The sequence below is a fragment of the Stenotrophomonas sp. YJH_SMC_110 genome, assembly GCF_059369255.1.
The window spans coordinates 78,658-98,446 of record NZ_JCAFSM010000010.1; the positions used below are offsets into that span (position 1 = coordinate 78,658).

17 protein-coding genes are annotated in these 19,789 nt (G+C 68.4%); 9 read left to right on the plus strand and 8 right to left on the minus strand.

Translation table 11 applies throughout. The annotated features are described in order from the left end of the window. Positions 1-75 precede the first annotated feature (75 nt). Together AC5P6H_RS17145 and AC5P6H_RS17150 are read left to right on the plus strand one after the other, a co-directional pair. Positions 76-723 (plus strand): ABC transporter ATP-binding protein, encoded by a 648-nt coding sequence (locus AC5P6H_RS17145; protein WP_075076551.1) that lies wholly within the window; start codon positions 76-78, stop codon positions 721-723. Next, entirely contained in the window at positions 720-3,230 is a 2,511-nt protein-coding gene (locus AC5P6H_RS17150) for an ABC transporter permease (RefSeq protein WP_049440166.1), read from the plus strand. The genes AC5P6H_RS17145 and AC5P6H_RS17150 overlap by 4 nt, the downstream gene beginning before the upstream one ends. A gap of 102 nt (positions 3,231-3,332) precedes the next feature. Here the strand turns inward: AC5P6H_RS17150 and AC5P6H_RS17155 are convergent, their stop codons facing one another. The 5 genes from AC5P6H_RS17155 to AC5P6H_RS17175 form a co-directional block, all read right to left on the minus strand. Continuing rightward, positions 3,333-4,268 (minus strand): DUF6607 family protein, encoded by a 936-nt coding sequence (locus AC5P6H_RS17155; RefSeq protein ID WP_032956723.1) that lies wholly within the window; start codon positions 4,266-4,268, stop codon positions 3,333-3,335. A gap of 73 nt (positions 4,269-4,341) precedes the next feature. Further along, complete coding sequence (locus tag AC5P6H_RS17160) at positions 4,342-4,941, minus strand: hemin transporter (protein ID WP_032956720.1); 600 nt, start codon at positions 4,939-4,941, stop codon at positions 4,342-4,344. A gap of 4 nt (positions 4,942-4,945) precedes the next feature. Further along, positions 4,946-7,138: a TonB-dependent hemoglobin/transferrin/lactoferrin family receptor gene (locus tag AC5P6H_RS17165; RefSeq protein ID WP_495202909.1), complete on the minus strand. Its 2,193-nt coding sequence runs from the start codon at positions 7,136-7,138 to the stop codon at positions 4,946-4,948. 153 nt (positions 7,139-7,291) lie between these two features. Next, positions 7,292-7,486 (minus strand): hemin uptake protein HemP, encoded by a 195-nt coding sequence (gene hemP, locus AC5P6H_RS17170; RefSeq protein ID WP_005412278.1) that lies wholly within the window; start codon positions 7,484-7,486, stop codon positions 7,292-7,294. A 193-nt stretch (positions 7,487-7,679) separates the two neighbouring features. Further along, positions 7,680-8,651: an aldo/keto reductase gene (locus AC5P6H_RS17175; protein WP_134808524.1), complete on the minus strand. Its 972-nt coding sequence runs from the start codon at positions 8,649-8,651 to the stop codon at positions 7,680-7,682. A gap of 193 nt (positions 8,652-8,844) precedes the next feature. On the opposite strand from AC5P6H_RS17175, the gene AC5P6H_RS17180 reads away from it, so the two are divergent. The 5 genes from AC5P6H_RS17180 to AC5P6H_RS17200 all read left to right on the plus strand — a co-directional run bounded on the left by AC5P6H_RS17180 (position 8,845) and on the right by AC5P6H_RS17200 (position 13,750). Then, on the plus strand, positions 8,845-10,143 hold the full coding sequence (locus tag AC5P6H_RS17180) for a NupC/NupG family nucleoside CNT transporter (RefSeq protein WP_014645968.1): 1,299 nt from the start codon (positions 8,845-8,847) through the stop codon (positions 10,141-10,143). A gap of 25 nt (positions 10,144-10,168) precedes the next feature. Further along, positions 10,169-11,134, plus strand: coding sequence for a ribokinase (locus tag AC5P6H_RS17185; protein ID WP_014645967.1), 966 nt, complete (start codon positions 10,169-10,171; stop codon positions 11,132-11,134). Positions 11,135-11,283: 149 nt separating this feature from the next. After that, positions 11,284-11,715: a hypothetical protein gene (locus AC5P6H_RS17190; protein WP_495202910.1), complete on the plus strand. Its 432-nt coding sequence runs from the start codon at positions 11,284-11,286 to the stop codon at positions 11,713-11,715. A 147-nt stretch (positions 11,716-11,862) separates the two neighbouring features. After that, positions 11,863-12,858, plus strand: a complete 996-nt coding sequence (gene dusB / locus AC5P6H_RS17195; protein ID WP_111205775.1) for a tRNA dihydrouridine synthase DusB — start codon at positions 11,863-11,865, stop codon at positions 12,856-12,858. A 64-nt stretch (positions 12,859-12,922) separates the two neighbouring features. Next, positions 12,923-13,750 (plus strand): class I SAM-dependent methyltransferase, encoded by an 828-nt coding sequence (locus AC5P6H_RS17200; protein ID WP_005415318.1) that lies wholly within the window; start codon positions 12,923-12,925, stop codon positions 13,748-13,750. A gap of 57 nt (positions 13,751-13,807) precedes the next feature. Here the strand turns inward: AC5P6H_RS17200 and AC5P6H_RS17205 are convergent, their stop codons facing one another. The 3 genes from AC5P6H_RS17205 to olsF all read right to left on the minus strand — a co-directional run bounded on the left by AC5P6H_RS17205 (position 13,808) and on the right by olsF (position 17,507). After that, the gene (locus tag AC5P6H_RS17205) at positions 13,808-14,875 is read right to left on the minus strand and encodes a metal-dependent hydrolase (RefSeq protein WP_495202911.1); all 1,068 of its coding nucleotides are present in this window, start codon (positions 14,873-14,875) and stop codon (positions 13,808-13,810) included. 119 nt (positions 14,876-14,994) lie between these two features. Further along, entirely contained in the window at positions 14,995-15,795 is an 801-nt protein-coding gene (locus tag AC5P6H_RS17210; protein ID WP_005412268.1) for a UDP-2,3-diacylglucosamine diphosphatase, read from the minus strand. Further along, positions 15,792-17,507: a bifunctional ornithine lipid synthase OlsF gene (gene olsF, locus AC5P6H_RS17215; protein WP_329768598.1), complete on the minus strand. Its 1,716-nt coding sequence runs from the start codon at positions 17,505-17,507 to the stop codon at positions 15,792-15,794. The genes AC5P6H_RS17210 and olsF overlap by 4 nt, the downstream gene beginning before the upstream one ends. A 335-nt stretch (positions 17,508-17,842) precedes the next feature. On the opposite strand from olsF, the gene metK reads away from it, so the two are divergent. Beyond that, positions 17,843-19,054 carry a methionine adenosyltransferase gene (metK, locus tag AC5P6H_RS17220; RefSeq protein ID WP_010481882.1) on the plus strand — a complete coding sequence of 404 codons (1,212 nt, stop codon included), beginning with the start codon at positions 17,843-17,845 and terminating at the stop codon, positions 19,052-19,054. A gap of 140 nt (positions 19,055-19,194) precedes the next feature. Beyond that, entirely contained in the window at positions 19,195-19,701 is a 507-nt protein-coding gene (locus AC5P6H_RS17225) for an acyl-CoA thioesterase (protein ID WP_010481883.1), read from the plus strand. Positions 19,702-19,789: the final 88 nt, after the last annotated feature.

A 19,789-nucleotide genomic window follows, 5' to 3' on the forward strand; every position in this document is an offset into this window, starting at 1 on the left:
TGGAGTCTCCTCATCGACAGCCTGTCCCCCCGCAGCACGCCCGTCGCCATCGCCGTCGACCAGGTCGGCAAGTCCGTGCAGGGCCCGGAGGGTGAAGTCCACATACTGGACAACATCACCCTGACCGTCCATGAAGGCACCAGTGTGGCCATCGTCGGCGCTTCGGGGTCCGGCAAGACCACCCTGCTCGGCCTGCTGGCCGGACTGGACCTGCCCAGCCGCGGCCACGTCGCGCTGGCGGGCCAGAACCTGGGCGACCTGGATGAAGAAGCACGGGCCCAGCTGCGCGCGCGTGCGGTCGGCTTCGTGTTCCAGAGCTTCCACCTGCTGCCGGCGCTGACTGCCGCCGAGAATGTCGCGCTGCCGTTGGAACTGGCCGGACGCGAGGACCGCGCGCGGGTGGACGAGGTGCTGGCGCAGGTCGGCCTGGCCCATCGCGCCCGCCACTACCCGCGCCAGCTGTCCGGCGGCGAGCAGCAGCGCGTGGCGCTGGCACGTGCCTTCGTCACCCGCCCGCGCATCCTGTTCGCCGACGAACCGACCGGCTCGCTGGACCACGCCACCGGCCAGCACATCAGCGACCTGCTGTTCGAACTCAACGCCGGCAGCGGCACCACCCTGGTCCTGGTCACCCACGACCTGCGCCTGGCCCAGCGTTGCCAGTACATCCACCGCATCGATGACGGCCGCCTGCTGCCGGTCGAGCGTGGGGCACAGGCATGAACGTGCTGCGCCACGCGTGGCGCGCGCTGCGCCGCGAGGCGCTGGCCGGCGACCTGCTGACCGTGTTCGCCGCGCTGGTGCTGGGCGTGGCGGTGATGACTGCGGTGGGCACGCTGGTGAACCGGGTCAACCTGGCGCTGACCGGCAGCGCGGCGGAAATGCTCGGCGGCGACCTCGGCATCGCCGGGCGCGATGATCCGCCGCAGGCATTCGCCGACGAGGCGCAACAGCGCGGCCTGGCGCATACCCGCATCGCCAGCTTCGGCAGCGTGCTGTTCAACGGCGATGCCAGCCAGATGGCCAGCATCAAGGCGGTACAGGCGGGTTATCCGCTGCGCGGCACGCTGCGCGTCCGGGCCACGCCCGGCGGTGCGTTGATCGCCGATGCCGGCATGCCGCCCAAGGGCCAGGCCTATGCCGACCCACGCCTGCTGCAGGGGTTGGGGCTGAAGGCCGGCGATGACCTCGAGTTCGGCGCCGGCACGCTGCGCATCGCCGGCATCATCGAGGCCGAGCCGGACAGCGGTGGCGACCTGCTGACACTCTCGCCCACCCTGCTGGTCAACCGCGCTGATGTGGAGGGCACGGGCCTGCTCGGCCCGGGCAGCCGTATCAACTACCGGCTGATGTTCGCCGGCGCAGCGGAGCCGATCGCGGCGCTGCGCCAGTGGCTGCTGCCGCAGGTGAAAGGCCTGCGCCTGCTGAGCGTGGACGACACCCAGCGTGGCGTGCGCCAGGCATTCGATCTGGCCGGGCGCTTCCTCGGCCTGAGCGCGCTGCTGGCGGTACTGCTGGCCGGTGTGGCCACCGCGCTGGCGGCCAACCGCTTCGCCCTGCGTCGCATCGACCAGGTGGCGATCCTGCGCTGCCTGGGCGCACGCCAGCGCGACATCCTGCTGGGCCTGGCGCTGCAGCTGCTGATGCTGGCGGTGCCAGCCTGTGCGCTCGGCATCGGCCTGGGCATGGCCGCGCAGGAAGGCCTGGTGCAGGTGCTGGGCAGCCTGGTGCCGCAGCGCCTGCCGCTGCCGGAAGCGATGCCGGCGCTGACCGGTGCCGGCATCGGCCTGCTGCTGCTGTTCGGCTTCGGCCTGCCACCGCTGCTGCGCCTGCGCGGGGTGCCGCCGATGCGGGTGCTCAACCGTTCCTTCGCCGCCCTGCCGCCGGCGTCGCTGCTGGCCTATGTGGCGGCGCTGGCGGCCAGCCTGCTGCTGGCGGTGCAGGTCACCGGCGATCTGAAACTGGCGCTGTGGGTGCTGGGCGGCCTGGCCGCGCTGGCGCTGGCGGCCGGTGCGGTCGGCTTCGTGCTTCTGCAGCTGCTGCGCGGCCTGCAGCACCGCCTGCATGGCAACTGGCGGTTGGGCCTGGCCGCGCTGACCCGGCGCCGGCTGCTGGCGGTGATGCAGCTGGTGGGGCTGTCGCTGTCGCTGTGCGCGTTGTTGCTGCTGGCGGTGACCGGACCCGGCCTGCTGCAGCAGTGGCGCGAGCGCCTGCCTGCGGATACGCCGAACTACTTCCTGATCAACATCCAGCCCGAACAACGCGACGGTGTGCTGGCCGCATTGCGTGGACTGGGCGCCGGCGACGCCAGTATCGAGCCGATGGCGACCGGCCGCCTGATCGCGATCAACGGCAAGCCGCCGCTGCGCGTGGACCAGGCCGCCGCCGAGGGGAACGGCGCGAACAACGGCCCGCGCGAGGACGACGACGAGAACCGGCCGCTGAACTTCAGCTGGCGCAGCAGCTTCCCACCCGCCAATGCGCTGCTGGAGGGCCGCTTCTGGCAGGCCGGCAGCACCGCGGCGGAAGCCTCGGTGGAAACCGGCTGGGCGCGGCGCTACGGCGCGCACCTGGGTGATCGCATTACGATTTCCGTAGGCGAGCAGCAGCGCGAGTTCACCGTCACCAGCATCCGCAAGGCGGACTGGAACACGTTCCGCCCGAATTTCTTCGTGCTGTTGAACCCCAATGCGGTGGGCGATACCCCGCACAACCTGCTGTCGGCCTTCCATCTGCCGTCCGGCAACGCGGCCGGGCTGGGCGAGCTGGTGCGCGCGCAGCCGAACCTGTCGCTGCTGGACGTGGACGCGGTGATCTCGCAGGTGCGCGATGTGATGGAGCGCGTGGCGCAGGCAGTGCAGCTGGTGATGGTGTTCAGCCTGCTGGCCGGCGTGCTGGTGCTGCTGGCGGCGCTGCAGGCCACCGCCGGCGAGCGCCGCTACGACAGCGCGGTGCTGCGCACGCTGGGCGCGACCCGGCGCCAACTGCGCGGCGCGGTGCTGGTGGAGTTCGGCGCGCTGGGCACGCTGGCGGCGTTGCTGGCGGTGGGCGCGGCCGCAGCGATCGGCGTGGCGGTGTCGCAGAAGGTGTTCGAGCTGCCCTTGCTGCCGCCGTGGCCGGGCCTGCTGATCGGCGGCGTGGTCGGCATCGGCTTGAGCCTGCTGGCGGGCTGGTGGGGTACGCGGGCGATCCTGCATACGCCGCCGGCATTGGCACTGCGCGAGGCCTGAATCGGTTGCGCCTCCGGATGGCGTGCCGAGCAAGCCCGGCCCCCACCGGCAGCCGGTGAATGCGGTGCCGGGTACCCCCGGCACCTCTCTCCATCGCGGCGATCAGCCTTCCTTCGGCGCCTTTTCCACGTACTTGGCGAACACCTCGTCGATCTGCTTGTCCTTCACCTTTTTGCCGGACTGGATCGCTTCGGCCTGGGTGAACAGCGGAATGATCATCGCCATGCCATCGATCTTGGTCTTCAGGTGCACGCCCGGGGCCTGGCCGAGGAAGCCGTCCCAACGCTGGCGCACCTTGGCCCAGTAGCCGGCAGTGGCCTTCCAGTAGTCACGCGCCGGGGTGAAGTCGACCTCGGTGGTCTTCACGTAGTCGTTGAAGCCGAACTCGCGTGCGATCTCCACCTGGCTGCCGTCGGCGTTGCGCTGCACCTTGGTGTTGAACTGCTCGTGGGTCCAGCCATTGGGCGTGAGCGTGTGGCGGTTGACGACGGCCAGCGCGTTGTAGTCGCTGCGCTTGGTGTACTCACGGCGCGGCAACGGGCGCCAGCTGAGGTCGCTGGTCCAGCTCGGCACGTTGTTGGTGTAGGTCCATTTGCCGGTGCCGCAGTAGCGCGGTGCGTCGCTCACTTCGTACACGCACTGGGTCCAGGCGCCCTGGTTCACCGCCGCGGGAATGCGGCGTACCTGCCAGGTCTGGTCGGCGCTGAACTCGAAACGGTTCGGTGCTTCGTAGACCCAGTCCTGGCGCCAGTGCTTGGTGATGTGGCCGCTCTTCTCGTCCAGCAGCAGGTGCTGCAGCACGATGCGCTTCGGCGTGTCCTCGACCACGATCACCAGTTCGTTGCCGCCGCTGCGCATCGCCGGGGCGCGCTCGTAGCCGGGCTTCAGCAGCACGGTCTCGTCGAATGCGAAATCGACGGTGTACTCGCCCTGCATGGCAAGGATGCTGTCGTGGTCGCGGGCGATGCCGGAGGGCTGCGCGCTGGCCACGCCGCTGGTGGCGAGCAGCAGCAGGACGCTGGCTGTCTGGAGCTTCATCGGGGTCTTCCTTCGGGGTTGCAGATGCAGTGAGAGGCCGTCCGTGGCCGACAGGCGTTCCATCGGGAAAGGGTTACAGCCGGATCAGCGGCAGGTCGCCGGGAACCCGCGGCGCCGAGCGACGTGCAGCATCGGCGCAGCAGCAATCGTCGATCGCCAGCTCGCCTTCGGCACCTTCCAGCCGCGCGATGCGACGCGCGGTGGCTGCGCCCAGCGAGGACAACGTCGACAGGCTTGCAGCCAGGGTGCGGCCGTCGTCGGCGGCATGCAGGCGCAGCGCGCACAGTCGCCAGCGCTGGCCACCGAGATGGCCGGCCAGGCGCCGCCACAGGCGTTCGCCGACACTGCCCTCGCTGTCATGCTCCGGGCCCGGCGGCAGCGCCGCGACCAGCCGGTCCCAGGCCAGGAAATCGCTGTCGGGCAACAGGTACAGCCGCCACACGCAGCGGCCGCGGGCATCGAGGAAGCACAGGCTTTCGCGCACGCCCTCGCTGTCCACGCCCTGGCAGGCATGCACGCGTACTGCCTGGCGCCAGCCACCGAGCTCGTTGCCGTCGGCGCGGTACAGGCACAACACGGTGCCGAGCGTGGCCAGCTGTGCCGGCGTCGGCCAGGCCGCGCTGCCCTGCGCGGCGATGGCGTCGTTCCTGCGTGCGGACAAGGCTCGGCTCATGAGGTCACCAGGAAACGGCAAGGCTGGCGGAGAGGGTGCGGCCCGGGCTGGTATAGCGGTCCAGCACGCGGCTGCCCGGCGACAGCGTCGAACCCACGTTGGACCAGTCGATGTAACGCTTGTCGCCCAGGTTGAACACGCCGACGTTGAAGGTGGCGCCCGGGGCGAAGTTCCAGTGCGCCATCAGGTCGGCCACGCCGTAGCCGGCCGGGCGGTACACCGTGGCGGCGGTGACGCGGTCCTTGCGCTTGACGAAGGTACCGGCCAGTTCGACGCCCCAGGTGTCGGTGTCGTACATCAGGCCGACGGTGCCACGCAGCGGGTCGACCGAATCCAGCGGGGTGTCTTCGGTCCTGTTGTCGCCGCGCGACCAGGCCACCGAGCTGCGCAGCGCCCAGCCCTGCAGCGCCGGGCTGATCTGGCCGAAGTCGACGCCGGCCTTCATCTCGGCACCGTAGATGCGCGCATCCGCGATGTTGCGCGACTGGAACACCATCAGGCCCTGGGCGTTGGTGCCGACCAGCGACTGCGACTCGATGAAGTCCTTGTACTCGTTGTAGTAGCCGCTGAGGCTCACGTAGGCCGCTGGCGACAGGAAGCGCAGTCCCAGCTCCAGGCCGTCACTGGTTTCCGGCTTCAGGTCCGGATTGGGAATGGCGGTGTAGCCGAAGGCGAAGTTGGTGAAGCCCAGGTTGACGTCGTTGTACGGCGGCGAGCGGAAGCCATGCGAATAGCCGGCAAACAGCGACCATTCGTCGGTGAAGCGATAGACCATGCCCAGCTTCGGCGAGACGCTGGTCTTGGTCAGCCTGGCCACCGCAACGCCGGGATTGTCGTCGGCGAAGATGCTGTCCACCTCCGGCTTCAGCTCGTAGCGGTCCACGCGCACGCCCGGCACCAGCGACAGCTTGCCGTTGGCCATGCGCATTTCGTCCTGTGCGTACAGGCCCAGCTCGGTGGTCTTGCTGATCGGGAAATCGCGCACCGGGAAGGCGTCGGGCAGGATGGTGGTGCTGGTCTGGCCATTGGCCAGCACCTGGTAACCGTCGCGCTTCTGGCGGATCTCGGTATGCGCGCCCTCGAAACCGTAGGTCAGCGCGTGTTCGACGCTGCCGGTGCTGAACGCCTTGTTGAACTGCGCCTGCAGGCCGTAGACGCGCTGGTCGAAGTTGAACGCGCGGTGGCGGCGGCTGCGGTTGGCGCGGTCCTCATCCGTGATCTGGGTGGTTTCGCTGTGCTGGGTATACAGCTGCCAATACAGGCTGTCGGCGAAGCCCTTGTCCAGCGCATCCATTTCATGGGCGAACGACACGCGGGTGCGGTTCTGCGTATCGCGCGCCTTCATGCCGGTGGTGGTGGTGCGGTCGATCGAGGACAGCACGTTGGTATCGGTGTTGTCTTCGTTGCCTTCCACGGTCAGCCGGAAGCGCTGGGCCTCGCTCGGCGCATAGACCAGCTTGGCCAGGCCACTGCGACCATCGCGGTCCTGCGGGTTGGGCGCGGTGCGGGTATTGTCGAGGCTGCGTACATCACCCTTGTTGCCGGTTTCCTGGCCCTGGCGATGGTTGATGTTGACCATGCCGCTCCAGTGTTCGCCGCCGAACGCGCTGGTCACGCCGCCGAGCAGGCCCTTCCACTCACCGTCGTAGCCGAACTTCAGGCCGACGTAGCTGTCCTTGCCATCCTTGAGGTAGTCGGCAGGATCCTTGGTGACGAAGGCGACCACACCCCCGAGCGCGTCGGACCCATACAGCGAGCTGGCCGGGCCGCGCACGATCTCCACGCGCTTGAGCGTATCCAGATCGGTGAAGTTGCGGTTGGCGTTGGAGAATGAGCCGATGTTGAAGCTGGTGGGCATGGCGATGCCGTCGGTCTGCACGCGCACGCGGTTGCCGTCCAGGCCACGGATGCGGATGCTGCCAAGGCCGAAGCGCGCGGCGCTGCGGCTGACCGACAGGCCCGGCTCGTAGCGCAGCAGATCCTTGATGTCCTGCACCAGGTGCCGGTCCATCTGCTCGCGTTCGATGACGTCCACGGTGGCCGCCACATTGCTCACCGCCCGCTCGGTGCGGGTGGCGGTGACCTGCACACGGTCGAATTCGCGCGCATCGGGCGCGGCGGTGGCCGCGGCAGCAGCATGGGCGGACAGCGGCAGGGCCATCCAGACGGCAAGGCAAAGGGCGGTAGGGCGGGTCATCGGGTTCGTTCGGTCAGGCAGGGGAACCCCCGGTTACCGGCACACCCGGAGGGTGCACGCGGTAGACCGAGGGGGAGAGAGCGGGAGCGGACCGATCGCCCACCCTGCCGGCGCGGCCGGCAGGAGGGAGGGGGTCGGGCGACCAGGCCGCGATTACTTGGTCAGGATCAGCTTGTCGTTGCTGGTGTGCCGCAGGCGATAGAAGCGGTCGCCGTGCTGGATCAGGATTTCACGACGGCCCTTGAGCAGGGCTTCGCTGTCGATGACCTCTTCCGGCGGAACGACACGGACCGGACGATCGCGGAGGGTCAGCGTTTCGGGGCGCAGCAGTACAGGTTGAGCATTCATGAGCATCTGGACTCGTGCGAGGGACGAGTCAAATGATAATGATTCTCAGTTGACAATCAACAACCATTCTCAATTTGATTGATGAGATTAATGATCGAATTCTGAAATTCGATAGATCATGTCAATCAAATGGCGACGCAGCCGTGTAGAGTCGACTCTACCGAGGCCCCCGAGGCCCGGTCGGCCCCCGGGTTCAGGCGAAGGCGGCTTCGATGTCGGCCCAGCCGGCGGCGTCGACCTGCTCCAGCACCTCCAGCGCCTGCAGGTTCTGCAGCAGCTGGCTGACCCGGCTGGCACCGAGGATCACGCTGGAGACGTTCGGGTTGCGCAGGCACCAGGCGATGGCCAGCGTGGCCGGCGCCTGCCCCAGCGCACGCGCCACTTCGCTGAAGCGGCGCACCTGGGCCAGGCGGGCCTCGGCGTCGTCACCCAGCACCAGCGCCTGCAGCCATTCCATGCCCTCGCGGCCCAGCCGCGCATCGGCCGGAATGCCCTGGTCGTACTTGCCACTCAGCAGGCCCGAGGCCAGCGGCGAGAAGATGGTGGTGCCCAGGCCGGCACCGGCATACAGCGGCGCGTACTCGACCTCGACCCGTTCGCGGTGCAGCAGGTTGTACTGCGGCTGCTCCATCGACGGGCCCTGCAGGTTGCGCGCCTCGGCGATGTCCAGCGCCTGCTGGATCTGCACCGCCGACCACTCCGAGGTCCCCCAGTAGAGGATCTTGCCTTGCCGCACCAGGGTATCCATGGCATGCACGGTCTCGGCGACCGGCGCGTCCGGATCCGGGCGATGGCAGTAATAAAGGTCCAGGTAGTCCACCCGCAGGCGCTTGAGCGCCGCGTGGCAGGCGTCGGTCACATGCTTGCGCGACAGGCCGCGCTGGGTCGGCCGTGGGTCCTTGGCGCTGCCGAAGAACACCTTGCTGGAGACGCAGATGCCGTCGCGCGGCAGGCGCAGGTCGGCGATCACATCGCCCATCACCTGTTCGGCGCGGCCGTTGGCATAGCCCTCGGCGTTGTCGAAGAAGTTGACGCCGTGGTCCCAGGCGGCGGCCACCAGGTTGCGGGCCTCGTCGCGCGGGATCTGGTCACCGAAGGTCACCCAGGCGCCGAAGGACAGGGCGGAAATCGGCAGGCCGGTGGAGCCCAGGCGACGGTATTGCATGCGAATCTCCTGCTGCGGGCCCGCATCCGGGCCGGGATCGAGCCCCATTCTACCTGCCGCCGCCGGCCGCAAGCCCTTGCCGTTGCTGGCCTGATCGGTACCGATAGATGCGCGCACGCTGCTTTTTCTTGCCCCGGCCCCTGCCCTGCACTAGGCTTCCCGTTTTTCGCGACGCCCCAGGGGAGTCACTCACATGGTCGAAGGTTTGGGCAGGATCGGCTTCGGCCTGTTCGGGTTGGCGGTGCTGATCGGCATCACCTGGTTGTTTTCCAACAACAAGCGTGCGGTTGACTGGAAGCTGGTTGCCACCGGTATCACCCTGCAGATCGCGTTCGCGGCGCTGGTGATCCTGGTGCCGGGCGGCCGCGACGTGTTCGATGCGCTGGGCAAGGGCTTCGTCAAGGTTCTCAGCTTCGTCAACGAAGGCTCGGGCTTCATCTTCGGCTCGTTGATGGACACCAAGAACTACGGCTTCATCTTCGCCTTCCAGGTGCTGCCGACCATCATCTTCTTCTCGGCGCTGATGGGGGTGATGTACCACCTCAACGTCATGCAGGCGATCGTGCGCGTGATGGCGTGGTCGATCACCAAGGTGATGCGCGTGTCCGGCGCGGAAACCACCAGCGTCTGCGCCAGCGTCTTCATCGGCCAGACCGAGGCGCCGCTGACCGTGCGCCCGTACATCGCCAGGATGACCCAGTCCGAGCTGCTGACCATGATGATCGGCGGCATGGCCCACATCGCCGGCGGCGTGCTGGCGGCCTATGTGGGCATGCTCGGCGGTGGCGACCCGGCGCAGCAGGCCTTCTACGCCAAGCACCTGCTGGCAGCGAGCATCATGGCCGCACCGGCCACCCTGGTCGTGGCCAAGCTGCTGATTCCGGAAACCGGCACCCCGCTGACCCGCGGCACGGTGAAGATGGAAGTCGAAAAGACCTCCAGCAACATCATCGACGCGGCCGCTGCCGGTGCCGGTGACGGCCTGAAGCTGGCGCTGAACATCGGCGCGATGCTGCTGGCCTTCATCGCCCTGATCGCGCTGCTGAACGCCCCGTTGACCTGGATCGGCGAGGTGACCGGCCTGGCCGCTGCCATCGGCAAGCCGACCAACCTGTCGACCATCTTCGGTTACGTGCTGGCCCCGATCGCCTGGGTGATCGGTACCCCGTGGGCTGATGCCACCACCGTCGGTTCGCTGATCGGCCAGAAGGTCGTGATCAACGAATTCGTCGCCTACACCGAACTGTCGCAGATCGTGAACGGCCAGGTGGCCGGCGTGAGCCTGTCCGAGGAAGGTCGCCTGATCGCCACCTACGCGCTGTGCGGCTTTGCCAACTTCAGCTCGATCGCGATCCAGATCGGCGGCATCGGCGGCCTGGCCCCGGAACGTCGCCACGACCTGGCCAAGTTCGGCCTGCGCGCGGTGTTGGGCGGTACCATTGCCACCTTCATGACGGCGACCATCGCCGGCGTGCTGACGCACTTCAGTTGAACCCTTGGTTGAGAAAAGATTCCCTATGAGCAGCAGTGTCGTTGTCGTCGGTTCCTTCAATGTCGATCACGTGTGGCGGTGTGAGTCGCTGCCGGCACCGGGTGCGACCATTGCCGGCCGCTACAGCACCGGCCCCGGGGGCAAGGGCTTCAACCAGGCGGTGGCGGCCTGCCGCGCCGGTGCCGACACGCACTTCGTGTGCGCGTTGGGCGATGACGCCGGTGGCGCCACCGCGCGTGAACTGGCTGCGCAGGATGGCTTCGCGCTGATCGCCGAGGCCAGCAGCGAACCGACCGGCACCGCGGGCATCTACGTGGACGCGCGTGGCCGCAACACCATCGTGATCGGCCCGGGTGCCAACGCCGCGCTGGGCACCGATTTCCTGCAACAGCAGCAGGCCCTGCTGACCCGCGCCAAGGTGGTGCTGGTGCAGCTGGAATCGCCGGTGCAGACCATCGAAGCGGCGCTGGCCACGGCTCGCGAGGCCGGTGTCACCACCGTGCTCAATACCGCACCGGCCGATGCGCCCTCGACCATCGGCCTGCTCAAGCTGGCCGATGTGATCACCCCGAACGAAACCGAGTTCGCTGCCCTGCTCGGCCGCCATGTCGGTGAGCGCGTGGATGCCAACGACGTCGCCGCGCTGGATGGCGCCAGCCTGCACGCGCTGTGCCGCAAGCTGGTCGGCAACGGCACCGTGGTGGTGACCCTGGGTTCGGTGGGCGTGTTCGTGTCGCATGCCGACGAGAACCTGCGCGGCGATACCCAGCCGTACTACCGCGTGGGTGCCGAACAGGTGCAGGCGATCGACACCACCGGTGCCGGTGACGCCTTCAACGGTGCGCTGGCCGCGTCGCTGGCGCAGGTGGCCGACGCCCCGTTCGCCCGCCACGTGCGCTTCGCCAACCAGTTCGCCGGCCGTTCGACCGAGAAGGAAGGCGCCGCTGCGGCGATGCCGCGCTTCACCCCGGCCGACGCTGAAGCCAGGTAATTCCACGCCACGCGTGGATGACAAGGCCCGGGTGTGCAGACACCCGGGCCTTTCTTTTGCCCATTGCCCAGCCCCTGCGACCGCCTGTCGCATTGCCCACATCCTGCCCCTCGCCCACCATCCGCGCAGCTTCCTCGCACGGGCAGGACATGGACGGATTCCCCTGGCTGCTGGTCGCGGCCGCCGGCAGTGCCGTGGCGGCGCTGCTGCATATCGGCTGCATCGCCTTCGGCGCCGCGGGGTACAGGTACTTCGGTGCCGGTCAGCGCGTGGTCCGGTTGGCGCATGCGGGGCACTGGTGGCCACCGCTGATGACCGCCGGCATCACTGCCGTGCTGGTGGCCTGGACCCTGTACGCACTGGCCGCCGCGGGCTGGCATTCGCCGCTGCCGGCCAGCCGCCTGGTCCTGCCCGGCATCGCCGCGCTGCTGTTGCTGCGTGCCGCGATGGGCTTCGGCCTGGCGCTGTTCCGGCCGGGGTACAACGGCACGCGCTTCTGGGCGGTCAGCTCGCTGGTCTGCCTGGGCCTGGGGCTGGCCTTCGCGCTGGGTACCCGCCAGGCCTGGCAGAGCCTGGGGTAGCCGCCCACCATCGCCCGCCCGTGGGGGCGGCGGAAGCAACCGTCAAGCATCTGCTGATGCCGGTACGGCATGAGGTCGGTGCCGATCGGCCTGAACCGGACCGCGCCCGGCACGGCCGTACCGCCGCCCGCGCCCTACAATGGGCGCATGCAGATCGGCCCGTACACCATTGCCCCCAACGTCGTGCTGGCACCCATGGCCGGCGTCACCGACAAGCCCTTCCGCCTGCTGTGCAAACGGCTGGGTGCGGGACTGGCCGCCTCGGAAATGACCATCAGCGACCCGCGCTTCTGGAACACGCGAAAGTCGATCCACCGCATGGACCATGATGGCGAGCCAGCCCCGATCAGCGTGCAGATCGCCGGCACCGAGCCGCAGCAGCTGGCCGAGGCCGCGCGCTACAACGTCGACCACGGCGCGCAGATCATCGACATCAACATGGGCTGCCCGGCCAAGAAGGTGTGCAACGCCTGGGCGGGCTCGGCGCTGATGCGCGACGAGCAGCTGGTGGCGCGCATCCTCGAAGCCGTGGTCAACGCAGTGGACGTGCCGGTCACGCTGAAGATCCGCACCGGTTGGGACTGCGACCATCGCAATGGCCCGGTGATCGCCCGCATCGCCGAGGCCAGCGGCATCGCCGCGCTGGCCGTGCATGGCCGCACCCGCGACCAGCATTACACCGGCCAGGCCGAGTACGCCACCATCGGCGAGATCAAGGCTGCGCTGCGCATCCCGGTGATCGCCAACGGTGACATCGATTCACCGCAGAAGGCCGCCCACGTGCTGCAGCAGACCGGGGTGGATGCAGTGATGATCGGCCGCTCCGCGCAGGGCCGGCCGTGGATCTTTCGCGAAGTGGCGCACTACCTCGCCACCGGCGAGGAACTGCCACCGCCGTCGCTGGCGGAAGTGCGCGACATCCTGCTCGGCCACCTGCATGCGCTGCATGCGTTCTATGGCGAGCCGCAGGGCGTGCGCATCGCGCGCAAGCACCTGGGCTGGTATGCCAAGGACCGGCCGGAGAACGCCGCCTTCCGCGCCGTGGTCAACCGTGCCGAAGACCCACAGAGCCAGATCGCGCTGACCACCGAGTACTTCGACCGCCTGATCGCCGGGGAACCGGCGCTGTCTTCGGCCGCCTGACCGCCCCCGCCGCGTCGCAACGTCGAGCCTGCTCGACCGAATTGAACTCCGAGAGCCCGCCTCCATGACCCCGCCGATCTCCTCTCCGACCTACCTGCACGGATTTTCCGGCACCGAACAGCAGCGCCTGATGACCCAGGCCCGGCTGCTGGAATCGAGCATCTTCGGCCAGATCGACTACAGCGGCGCGCGGCGCCTGCTGGAAGTCGGCAGTGGCGTCGGTGCGCAGACCGAGATCCTGCTGCGCCGCTTCCCCGAGCTGCACGTGACCGGCGTGGACCTGAGCGAAACGCAGCTGGCCACCGCGCGCGAGAACCTGGCGCGCACGCCGTGGTGCAGCGACCGATACACCCTGCAGCAGGCCGACGCCGGCGAGCTGCCGTTCGAGGCACGCAGCTTCGACTCGGCGTTCCTGTGCTGGGTGCTGGAACACGTGCCTTCACCGGCGCGGGTGCTGAGCGAAGTGCGCCGCGTGCTGGCTCCGGGTTCGCCGGTCTACATCACCGAAGTGATGAATGCCTCGTTCCTGCTCGACCCGTACTCGCCGCACATCTGGCGCTACTGGATGGCCTTCAACGACTTCCAGTACGACCATGGCGGTGACCCGTTCGTCGGTGCAAAGCTGGGCAACCTGCTGCTGGCCGGCGGCTTCCGCGACGTGCACACCGAGATCAAGACCATCCACCTGGACAACCGCGAACCGGCGCGTCGAAAGACGATGATCGCGTTCTGGGAACAGCTCCTGCTGTCGGCCGCCGACCAGCTGCTGCAGGCCGGCTCGGTGGACGAGGAAACCGTGGAAGGCATGCGCCGCGAGTTCCGCCTGGTGCAGAACGACCCGAACGCCGTGTTCTTCTACTCGTTCGTCCAGGGCCGCGCCACGGTGTATTGATCCGGTGTTCTGCTGCCGATCGGGGCCGTAGAGCCACGCCATGCGTGGATCCAGTGATCAATGCACGGCGGTGTGGTCGGCCGCGCCCGGCGCCGCCGCCGGCTCCTGCCAGATCCGCTGCCACATCGCCGCCAGGCGGCGACCGGCGTCGGCACGCGCGGCGGGACTGCTGCAGTCCACCCGCACCTGCTCGGGAACGATCGCCCGCCACTGCCCGTCGGCCTGCCCGGCCACGACGAAGTTGAAGGTGTAGTCCGGCTCCAGCCCCATGCGCAGGTCACTCAGCACCAACCGGCCGTCAACCACCTGCGCACGCATGAAACCGCGGTTGAACCACGTCAGCTGCTGCACCGCCGGGATGGCCTGCGCTTCGCGCAAGGCCTGTACGTTGGACGCATGGCCTTCGAACCGCATCGGCCGGTGGTCGGCCACCAGCGAGCGGTCACCCACCACGTAGCCATTGGGCGTCATCGCCACCACCCGCCACAGCAGGGTGTTGAACGGCATCGGTACCGAGAAGCGCGGCGCATCGCCCAGGCCCATCGCGGCCAGGCTCTGCTGTGCGGCACGGTCGACCTGTGACTTGGCGATCAGGCCCCAGCCCAGGTAGCCACTGCTGAGCAGCAGGGCCACGCCCAGCACCCTGCCCGCCCAGGGCCGGGCGCGGCCGAACCAGGCCAGCACGCAGCCCAGCAGAAGCCACACCGTATACCCCGGGTCGATGATGAAGACACTGGATCCCATGGTCGGATGCGGGCGCAGCGGCCACCACAACTGGGTGCCATACACGGTGAACGCATCCAGCACCGGATGGGTGACCAGCGCCAGCTGGATCGCCCAGAACCAGCGCAGCGGTGACTGCGCGACGCGGCCATTGCCGAAGCGCTTGAACAGCCACCAGATCAATGCCGCCACCCATGGCAGTACCAGCAGCGAATGACTGAAACTGCGGTGCTCGATCATGTTCGCCACCGGATCGGCTGCGGTGAAACCGAGCCACAGCGCGTCGAGGTCCGGCAGGGTGCCAAGCGCGGCACCGGCGAGCAGGGCCGCGCGGCGATGTCCGGGCGGGGCGATGGCAGCGGCGACGGCGCCACCGAGCACGATCTGGGTCAGGGAGTCCATGGGCCGATGCTAGCGGCTTGCGGGCGGTGCATGTAGAGCCGAGCCCATGCTCGGCTGCGCTTCGTTCGGCGCCACGTCAGCCGAGCATGGGCTCGGCTCTACAGTAGGACAGACGCGCGTTATGCCGCCTGCGACAACCGCGCGCCTGGCAGTTCCACCAGGGTCTGGCCGTTGTGGTCGAGCAGGCGCAGCGCACCATCATGGTCCTCGGCCAGTGCGGTCAGGCTCTCCACCCAGTCGCCGTCGTTGGCGTAGACCAGGCCATCGCGTTCGACCAGCGCCGCGCGGTGGATGTGGCCGCAGACGATGCCATCCAGGCCGCGCCGGCGCACGTCGTCCAGCCCGGCCTGCACGAAGCGCTCGATGTAGCGTTCGGCGGCCCCGCTGCGCTTCTTCAGGAACTCCGACAGCGACCAGTAGCGCATGCCAAGCCGGCGCCGTACCGCGTTCAGCGCCTGATTGCCGGTCAGGATGCGGTAGTACAGCCAGTCGCCGAACTTTTCCTGCAGGCCACCGAAATGGGTCACGCCGTCGTAGTCGTCGCCATGCGCGACCAGCAGCCGGCGGCCATCGGCGGTCACGTGGATGGCACGGCGGCGCACCTGCATGGCCGGCAACATCAGCCCGCACACCTGGCGCAGCGAGGCATCGTGGTTGCCGGGAATGTAGATGATCTCGGTCCCTGCACGGCGCAGCGCGTGCAGGGCCTGGATGACTTCGCTGTGCGACTGCCGCCAGTTGGCGCGGCGATGCGCCATCCACCACAGGTCGATGATGTCGCCGACCAGGTACAACCGTTCGCAGCGCAGCTGCGAGAGGAACCGCGCCAGCTCGGTGGCATGGCAATGACGTGAGCCCAGGTGCACGTCGGAGACGAACACTGCGCGCCGGTGCGGCGACAGGTTCGCCAGCGTGCTCATGCCGGCGCACCCGTGTCGCGCAGGTAGCGTTTGCGCTTGTTCGGCCGGATCGCGCACAGGTCCACTTCGATCAGGCCGTCGATCGAATCGCTGAAGTCCGGGTCCACACCGAAGGCGAGGAAGCGCGCGCCGCCGGGTTCGCACAGATCGGTGTACTGGCGGTACAGCGTCGGCACGCCGGTACCCAGTGCGGCCAGGTTGGCCTTGAGCACATCGAACGCGGCACCCGCATCCAGCTCGCCGAAACTTGGCGGTGCGGCGAAGTACTGGAAGGGGCGGTTCGATTCGGCCAGCCCGGCGGTTCCGCCGTAGTAGCGCTGGTAGTAGGCCACCAGCTGCTCGCGCGCATCGCGCGGCAGCGCTGCGCTGATCGAGACCGCGCCGAACAGGTAGCGGATGCCCGGCCGGCACTGCAGGTAGGCGCCGATGCCCTGCCACAGGTAGTCCAGGCTGCGGCTGCCCCAGTAATCGGGCACCACGAAGCTGCGGCCCAGCTCCAGGCCCTCGGCAATGTGGGTGATGGCATCGTCGGAATAGCGGAACAGCGACGCGCTGTAGAGCCCGGACAGGCCGTGCCGGGCCAGGGCCTGGGCGCCGCGCATGATGCGGTAGGCACCGGCAATGCGCTGCGCCGCCGGGTCCCAGATCACGATGTGCTCGTACTGCGGATCGTAGGCGTCCAGGTCGCGGCTGCGCCCGGTGCCCTCGCCCACCTGGCGGAAGGTCAGCTCGCGCAGGCGGCCCAGTTCCAGCAGCAGCGGTGAATCGGCGGTACAGGTCGCCAACAGGATCTGCTTGCCATCGGCGGTCTGGCCCAGCTGGGTGGCCGCAGCAATGCCGGCGGCGACCTGCGAAGGCGGCACCGGAGACGCCAATGGCTCGGGGCCTGCGCACGCAGCGGCATTGCCGGCCGCGCCGTTGCGGCCCAGCGCGTACAGCGCGCGGCGCACCGCCAGCAGCTGTGCGCCCGGGTCACCGCCCTTGCCCAGCTGCATCGGCTCGCCGATGCTCAGCCGCAGCGGGCGGCCACGACGGGCGAACATTTCGCGCGCCAGCAGCGCGGTGCCGGCCGGCTTGAACAGGGTCGAGGCGCCGTAGAACAGCGCCGAGTTGCGCGCTTCCACCCGCACCGGCAGCACCGGCGCAGCGGCCGCGCGGGCAAAGCGGACGAACCCGCGCTGCCAACGGCCATCGCGGATGCCGCGCAGCGACAGGCGCGAGACCTCGCCGGCCGGGAACACGATCACGCACTGCTCGGCGGCCAATGCTTCCTCCACCGCATGCAGGCTGCCGCGCCGGGCCTTGCCACCGAGGATGCGCACCGGCAGCAGCAGGTCCTGCAGCGGCGCGATCGCCCCCAGCAGATCGTTGGCCACGATCCGCACGTCGCGGCGGATACGGCCAACCGCGTCCAGCAGTGCGAGGGCATCCAGTGCCCCGGAGGGGTGGTTGGCGACGATCAGCAGGCGGCCGGTGGCCGGGATCCTGGCCAGCGCGGCCGGATCCACCTGGTACTGGCCGCCGATGAATTCCAGGCCGGCGGCGACGAAACCGAAGCCGCGCAGTCCTGAGCTGCGCTGCAGGAAGGCTTCGATCTGGTCCAGGCGCGACCAGCGCCCGACGCTGCGCAGCAGCGGCCGCGCCAGTTGGCCGCGACGGCCATGGAACCAATCGGGGAAACGTTGCTGGAGACGCTGTTCGAGTTCCTGCATGGCGGATCCACTGATGCCCGGCGGCCGGATTGGCCGACAGCCTGCGCCCGGCAGGCGGCAGCCAGATGGCGGTTTCGGGGCAGAACGATGACGGCCGGCCCGCCTTCGCGGCGAGGTCGCCGCCTGCGCGGTCGGGGCCGGCAGCCGTCCCGTCTGTTGTCACGCTGGTGGAACACTGGGCCTCAAGGCTGGGCCCCAATCCCCAAGGGACGGCCCCTCCAGGCCTACGCGGGCTTAACCACCGGCAACCGGCACAGGTTCACAATGCACAGGCGGCGCACCCCGTGTATCATGCGCGCCCATCTTTCCATCCGAATCAAGGGATATTACGCCTGATGTCCAGCTATCTCTTCACCTCCGAGTCGGTCTCCGAAGGCCATCCGGACAAGGTTGCCGACCAGATCTCCGATGCGGTGCTGGACGCGATCCTGACCCAGGACCAGCGCGCCCGCGTGGCCTGCGAGACCATGGTCAAGACCGGCGTTGCCATCGTGGCCGGTGAAATCACCACCAGCGCCTGGATCGACCTGGAAGCGCTGACCCGCAAGGTCATCACGGACATCGGCTACGACAGCTCCGACGTCGGTTTCGACGGCGCCACCTGCGGCGTGCTGAACCTGATCGGCAAGCAGTCGCCGCACATCGCCCAGGGCGTGGATCGCAAGAAGCCGGAAGAAATGGGCGCTGGCGACCAGGGCCTGATGTTCGGCTATGCCACCAACGAGACCGACAGCTACATGCCGGCCGCGATCCACCTGTCGCACCGCCTGGTCGAGCAGCAGGCCAAGATCCGCAAGAAGAAGAACTCGCCGCTGTCGTGGCTGCGTCCGGACGCCAAGAGCCAGGTCACCCTGCGCTATGAAAACGGCGTGGTCTCGGCCATCGACGCCGTGGTCCTGTCGACCCAGCACGCCCCCGGCATCAAGCAGAAGGACCTCATCGAGGCCGTCCGCGAAGAGATCATCAAGCCGGTGCTGCCGGCCAAGTGGCTGCACAAGGGCACCAAGTTCCACATCAACCCGACCGGCAAGTTCGAGATCGGTGGCCCGGTGGGCGACTGCGGCCTGACCGGCCGCAAGATCATCGTCGACACCTACGGCGGCTGGGCCCGTCACGGTGGTGGTGCCTTCTCCGGCAAGGACCCGTCCAAGGTCGACCGTTCGGCAGCCTACGCGGCCCGCTACGTCGCCAAGAACGTGGTGGCCGCCGGCCTGGCCGACCGTTGCGAAGTGCAGGTCTCCTACGCCATCGGCGTGGCTGAGCCGACCTCGATCTCGGTCACCACCTTCGGCACCGGCAAGATCAGCGACGACAAGATCGAGAAGCTGATCCGCAAGCACTTCGACCTGCGCCCGTACGGCATCATCAAGATGCTGGACCTGGTGCACCCGATGTACCAGCAGACCGCGGCCTACGGCCACTTCGGCCGCAAGCCGAAGGAGTTCAGCTACCTCAACGGCGAAGGCGAGACCGTCAACGCCACGGCCTTCTCCTGGGAGAAGACCGACCGCGCCGCCGCCCTGCGCGCCGATGCGAAGCTGAAGTAAGAAACACGAAGGGCCGCTCACGCGGCCCTTCTGCTTTCTGTAGAGCCGAGCCCATGCTCGGCTTTCTTTTTCCTGCGACAAGAGCAGCCGAGCATGGGCTCGGCTCTACAAGAGCTACGCCACGCCGATACAATCGCCGCATGTCGACCGAACTGAAAACCCACCAGCTGTCCATGACCGTGCTGATGTCGCCGGAGATGGCCAATTTCTCCGGCAAGGTCCACGGCGGCGCCATCCTGCGCCTGCTCGACCAGGTTGCCTACGCCTGCGCCAGCCGTTACGCCGGCAGCTACGTGGTCACCCTGTCGGTGGACCAGGTGATGTTCCGCCAGCCGATCGCGGTGGGCGAGCTGGTCACCTTCCTGGCCTCGGTGAACCATACCGGCACCTCGTCGATGGAGATCGGCATCAAGGTGGTGGCCGAGGACATCCTCAAGCGCAGCGTGCGCCACGCCAACAGCTGCTTCTTCACCATGGTGGCCGTGGATGAGGAAGGCCGGCCGACGCCCGTCCCGCCCCTGCAGCCGGCGACGTCCGACGAGAAGCGCCGCCAGGCCGCCGCGCAGATCCGCCGCCAGCTGCGCCAGGAAATGGAACAGCGCCATCTGGAACTGCTGGCATCGAATCCGCCGTCACCGGAGGAATGAGGTAGTGCCGGCCGCTGGCCGGCAACCTCGCGCGTGCTGCCGGACATCATGAGGTTGCCGGCCAGCGGCCGGCACTACCATTGCGAAT

Excerpts from the sequence above, each read along its gene's own strand:
- AC5P6H_RS17150 (WP_049440166.1), top strand. The coding sequence starts at position 720 with ATGAACGTGCTGCGCCACGCGTGGCGCGCGCTGCGCCGCGAGGCGCTG.
- AC5P6H_RS17155 (WP_032956723.1), bottom strand. The coding sequence starts at position 4,268 with ATGAAGCTCCAGACAGCCAGCGTCCTGCTGCTGCTCGCCACCAGCGGC.
- AC5P6H_RS17160 (WP_032956720.1), bottom strand. The coding sequence starts at position 4,941 with ATGAGCCGAGCCTTGTCCGCACGCAGGAACGACGCCATCGCCGCGCAG.
- AC5P6H_RS17165 (WP_495202909.1), bottom strand. The coding sequence starts at position 7,138 with ATGACCCGCCCTACCGCCCTTTGCCTTGCCGTCTGGATGGCCCTGCCG.
- hemP (WP_005412278.1), bottom strand. The coding sequence starts at position 7,486 with ATGAATGCTCAACCTGTACTGCTGCGCCCCGAAACGCTGACCCTCCGC.
- AC5P6H_RS17175 (WP_134808524.1), bottom strand. The coding sequence starts at position 8,651 with ATGCAATACCGTCGCCTGGGCTCCACCGGCCTGCCGATTTCCGCCCTG.
- AC5P6H_RS17180 (WP_014645968.1), top strand. The coding sequence starts at position 8,845 with ATGGTCGAAGGTTTGGGCAGGATCGGCTTCGGCCTGTTCGGGTTGGCG.
- AC5P6H_RS17185 (WP_014645967.1), top strand. The coding sequence starts at position 10,169 with ATGAGCAGCAGTGTCGTTGTCGTCGGTTCCTTCAATGTCGATCACGTG.
- AC5P6H_RS17190 (WP_495202910.1), top strand. The coding sequence starts at position 11,284 with ATGGACGGATTCCCCTGGCTGCTGGTCGCGGCCGCCGGCAGTGCCGTG.
- dusB (WP_111205775.1), top strand. The coding sequence starts at position 11,863 with ATGCAGATCGGCCCGTACACCATTGCCCCCAACGTCGTGCTGGCACCC.
- AC5P6H_RS17200 (WP_005415318.1), top strand. The coding sequence starts at position 12,923 with ATGACCCCGCCGATCTCCTCTCCGACCTACCTGCACGGATTTTCCGGC.
- AC5P6H_RS17205 (WP_495202911.1), bottom strand. The coding sequence starts at position 14,875 with ATGGACTCCCTGACCCAGATCGTGCTCGGTGGCGCCGTCGCCGCTGCC.
- AC5P6H_RS17210 (WP_005412268.1), bottom strand. The coding sequence starts at position 15,795 with ATGAGCACGCTGGCGAACCTGTCGCCGCACCGGCGCGCAGTGTTCGTC.
- olsF (WP_329768598.1), bottom strand. The coding sequence starts at position 17,507 with ATGCAGGAACTCGAACAGCGTCTCCAGCAACGTTTCCCCGATTGGTTC.
- metK (WP_010481882.1), top strand. The coding sequence starts at position 17,843 with ATGTCCAGCTATCTCTTCACCTCCGAGTCGGTCTCCGAAGGCCATCCG.
- AC5P6H_RS17225 (WP_010481883.1), top strand. The coding sequence starts at position 19,195 with ATGTCGACCGAACTGAAAACCCACCAGCTGTCCATGACCGTGCTGATG.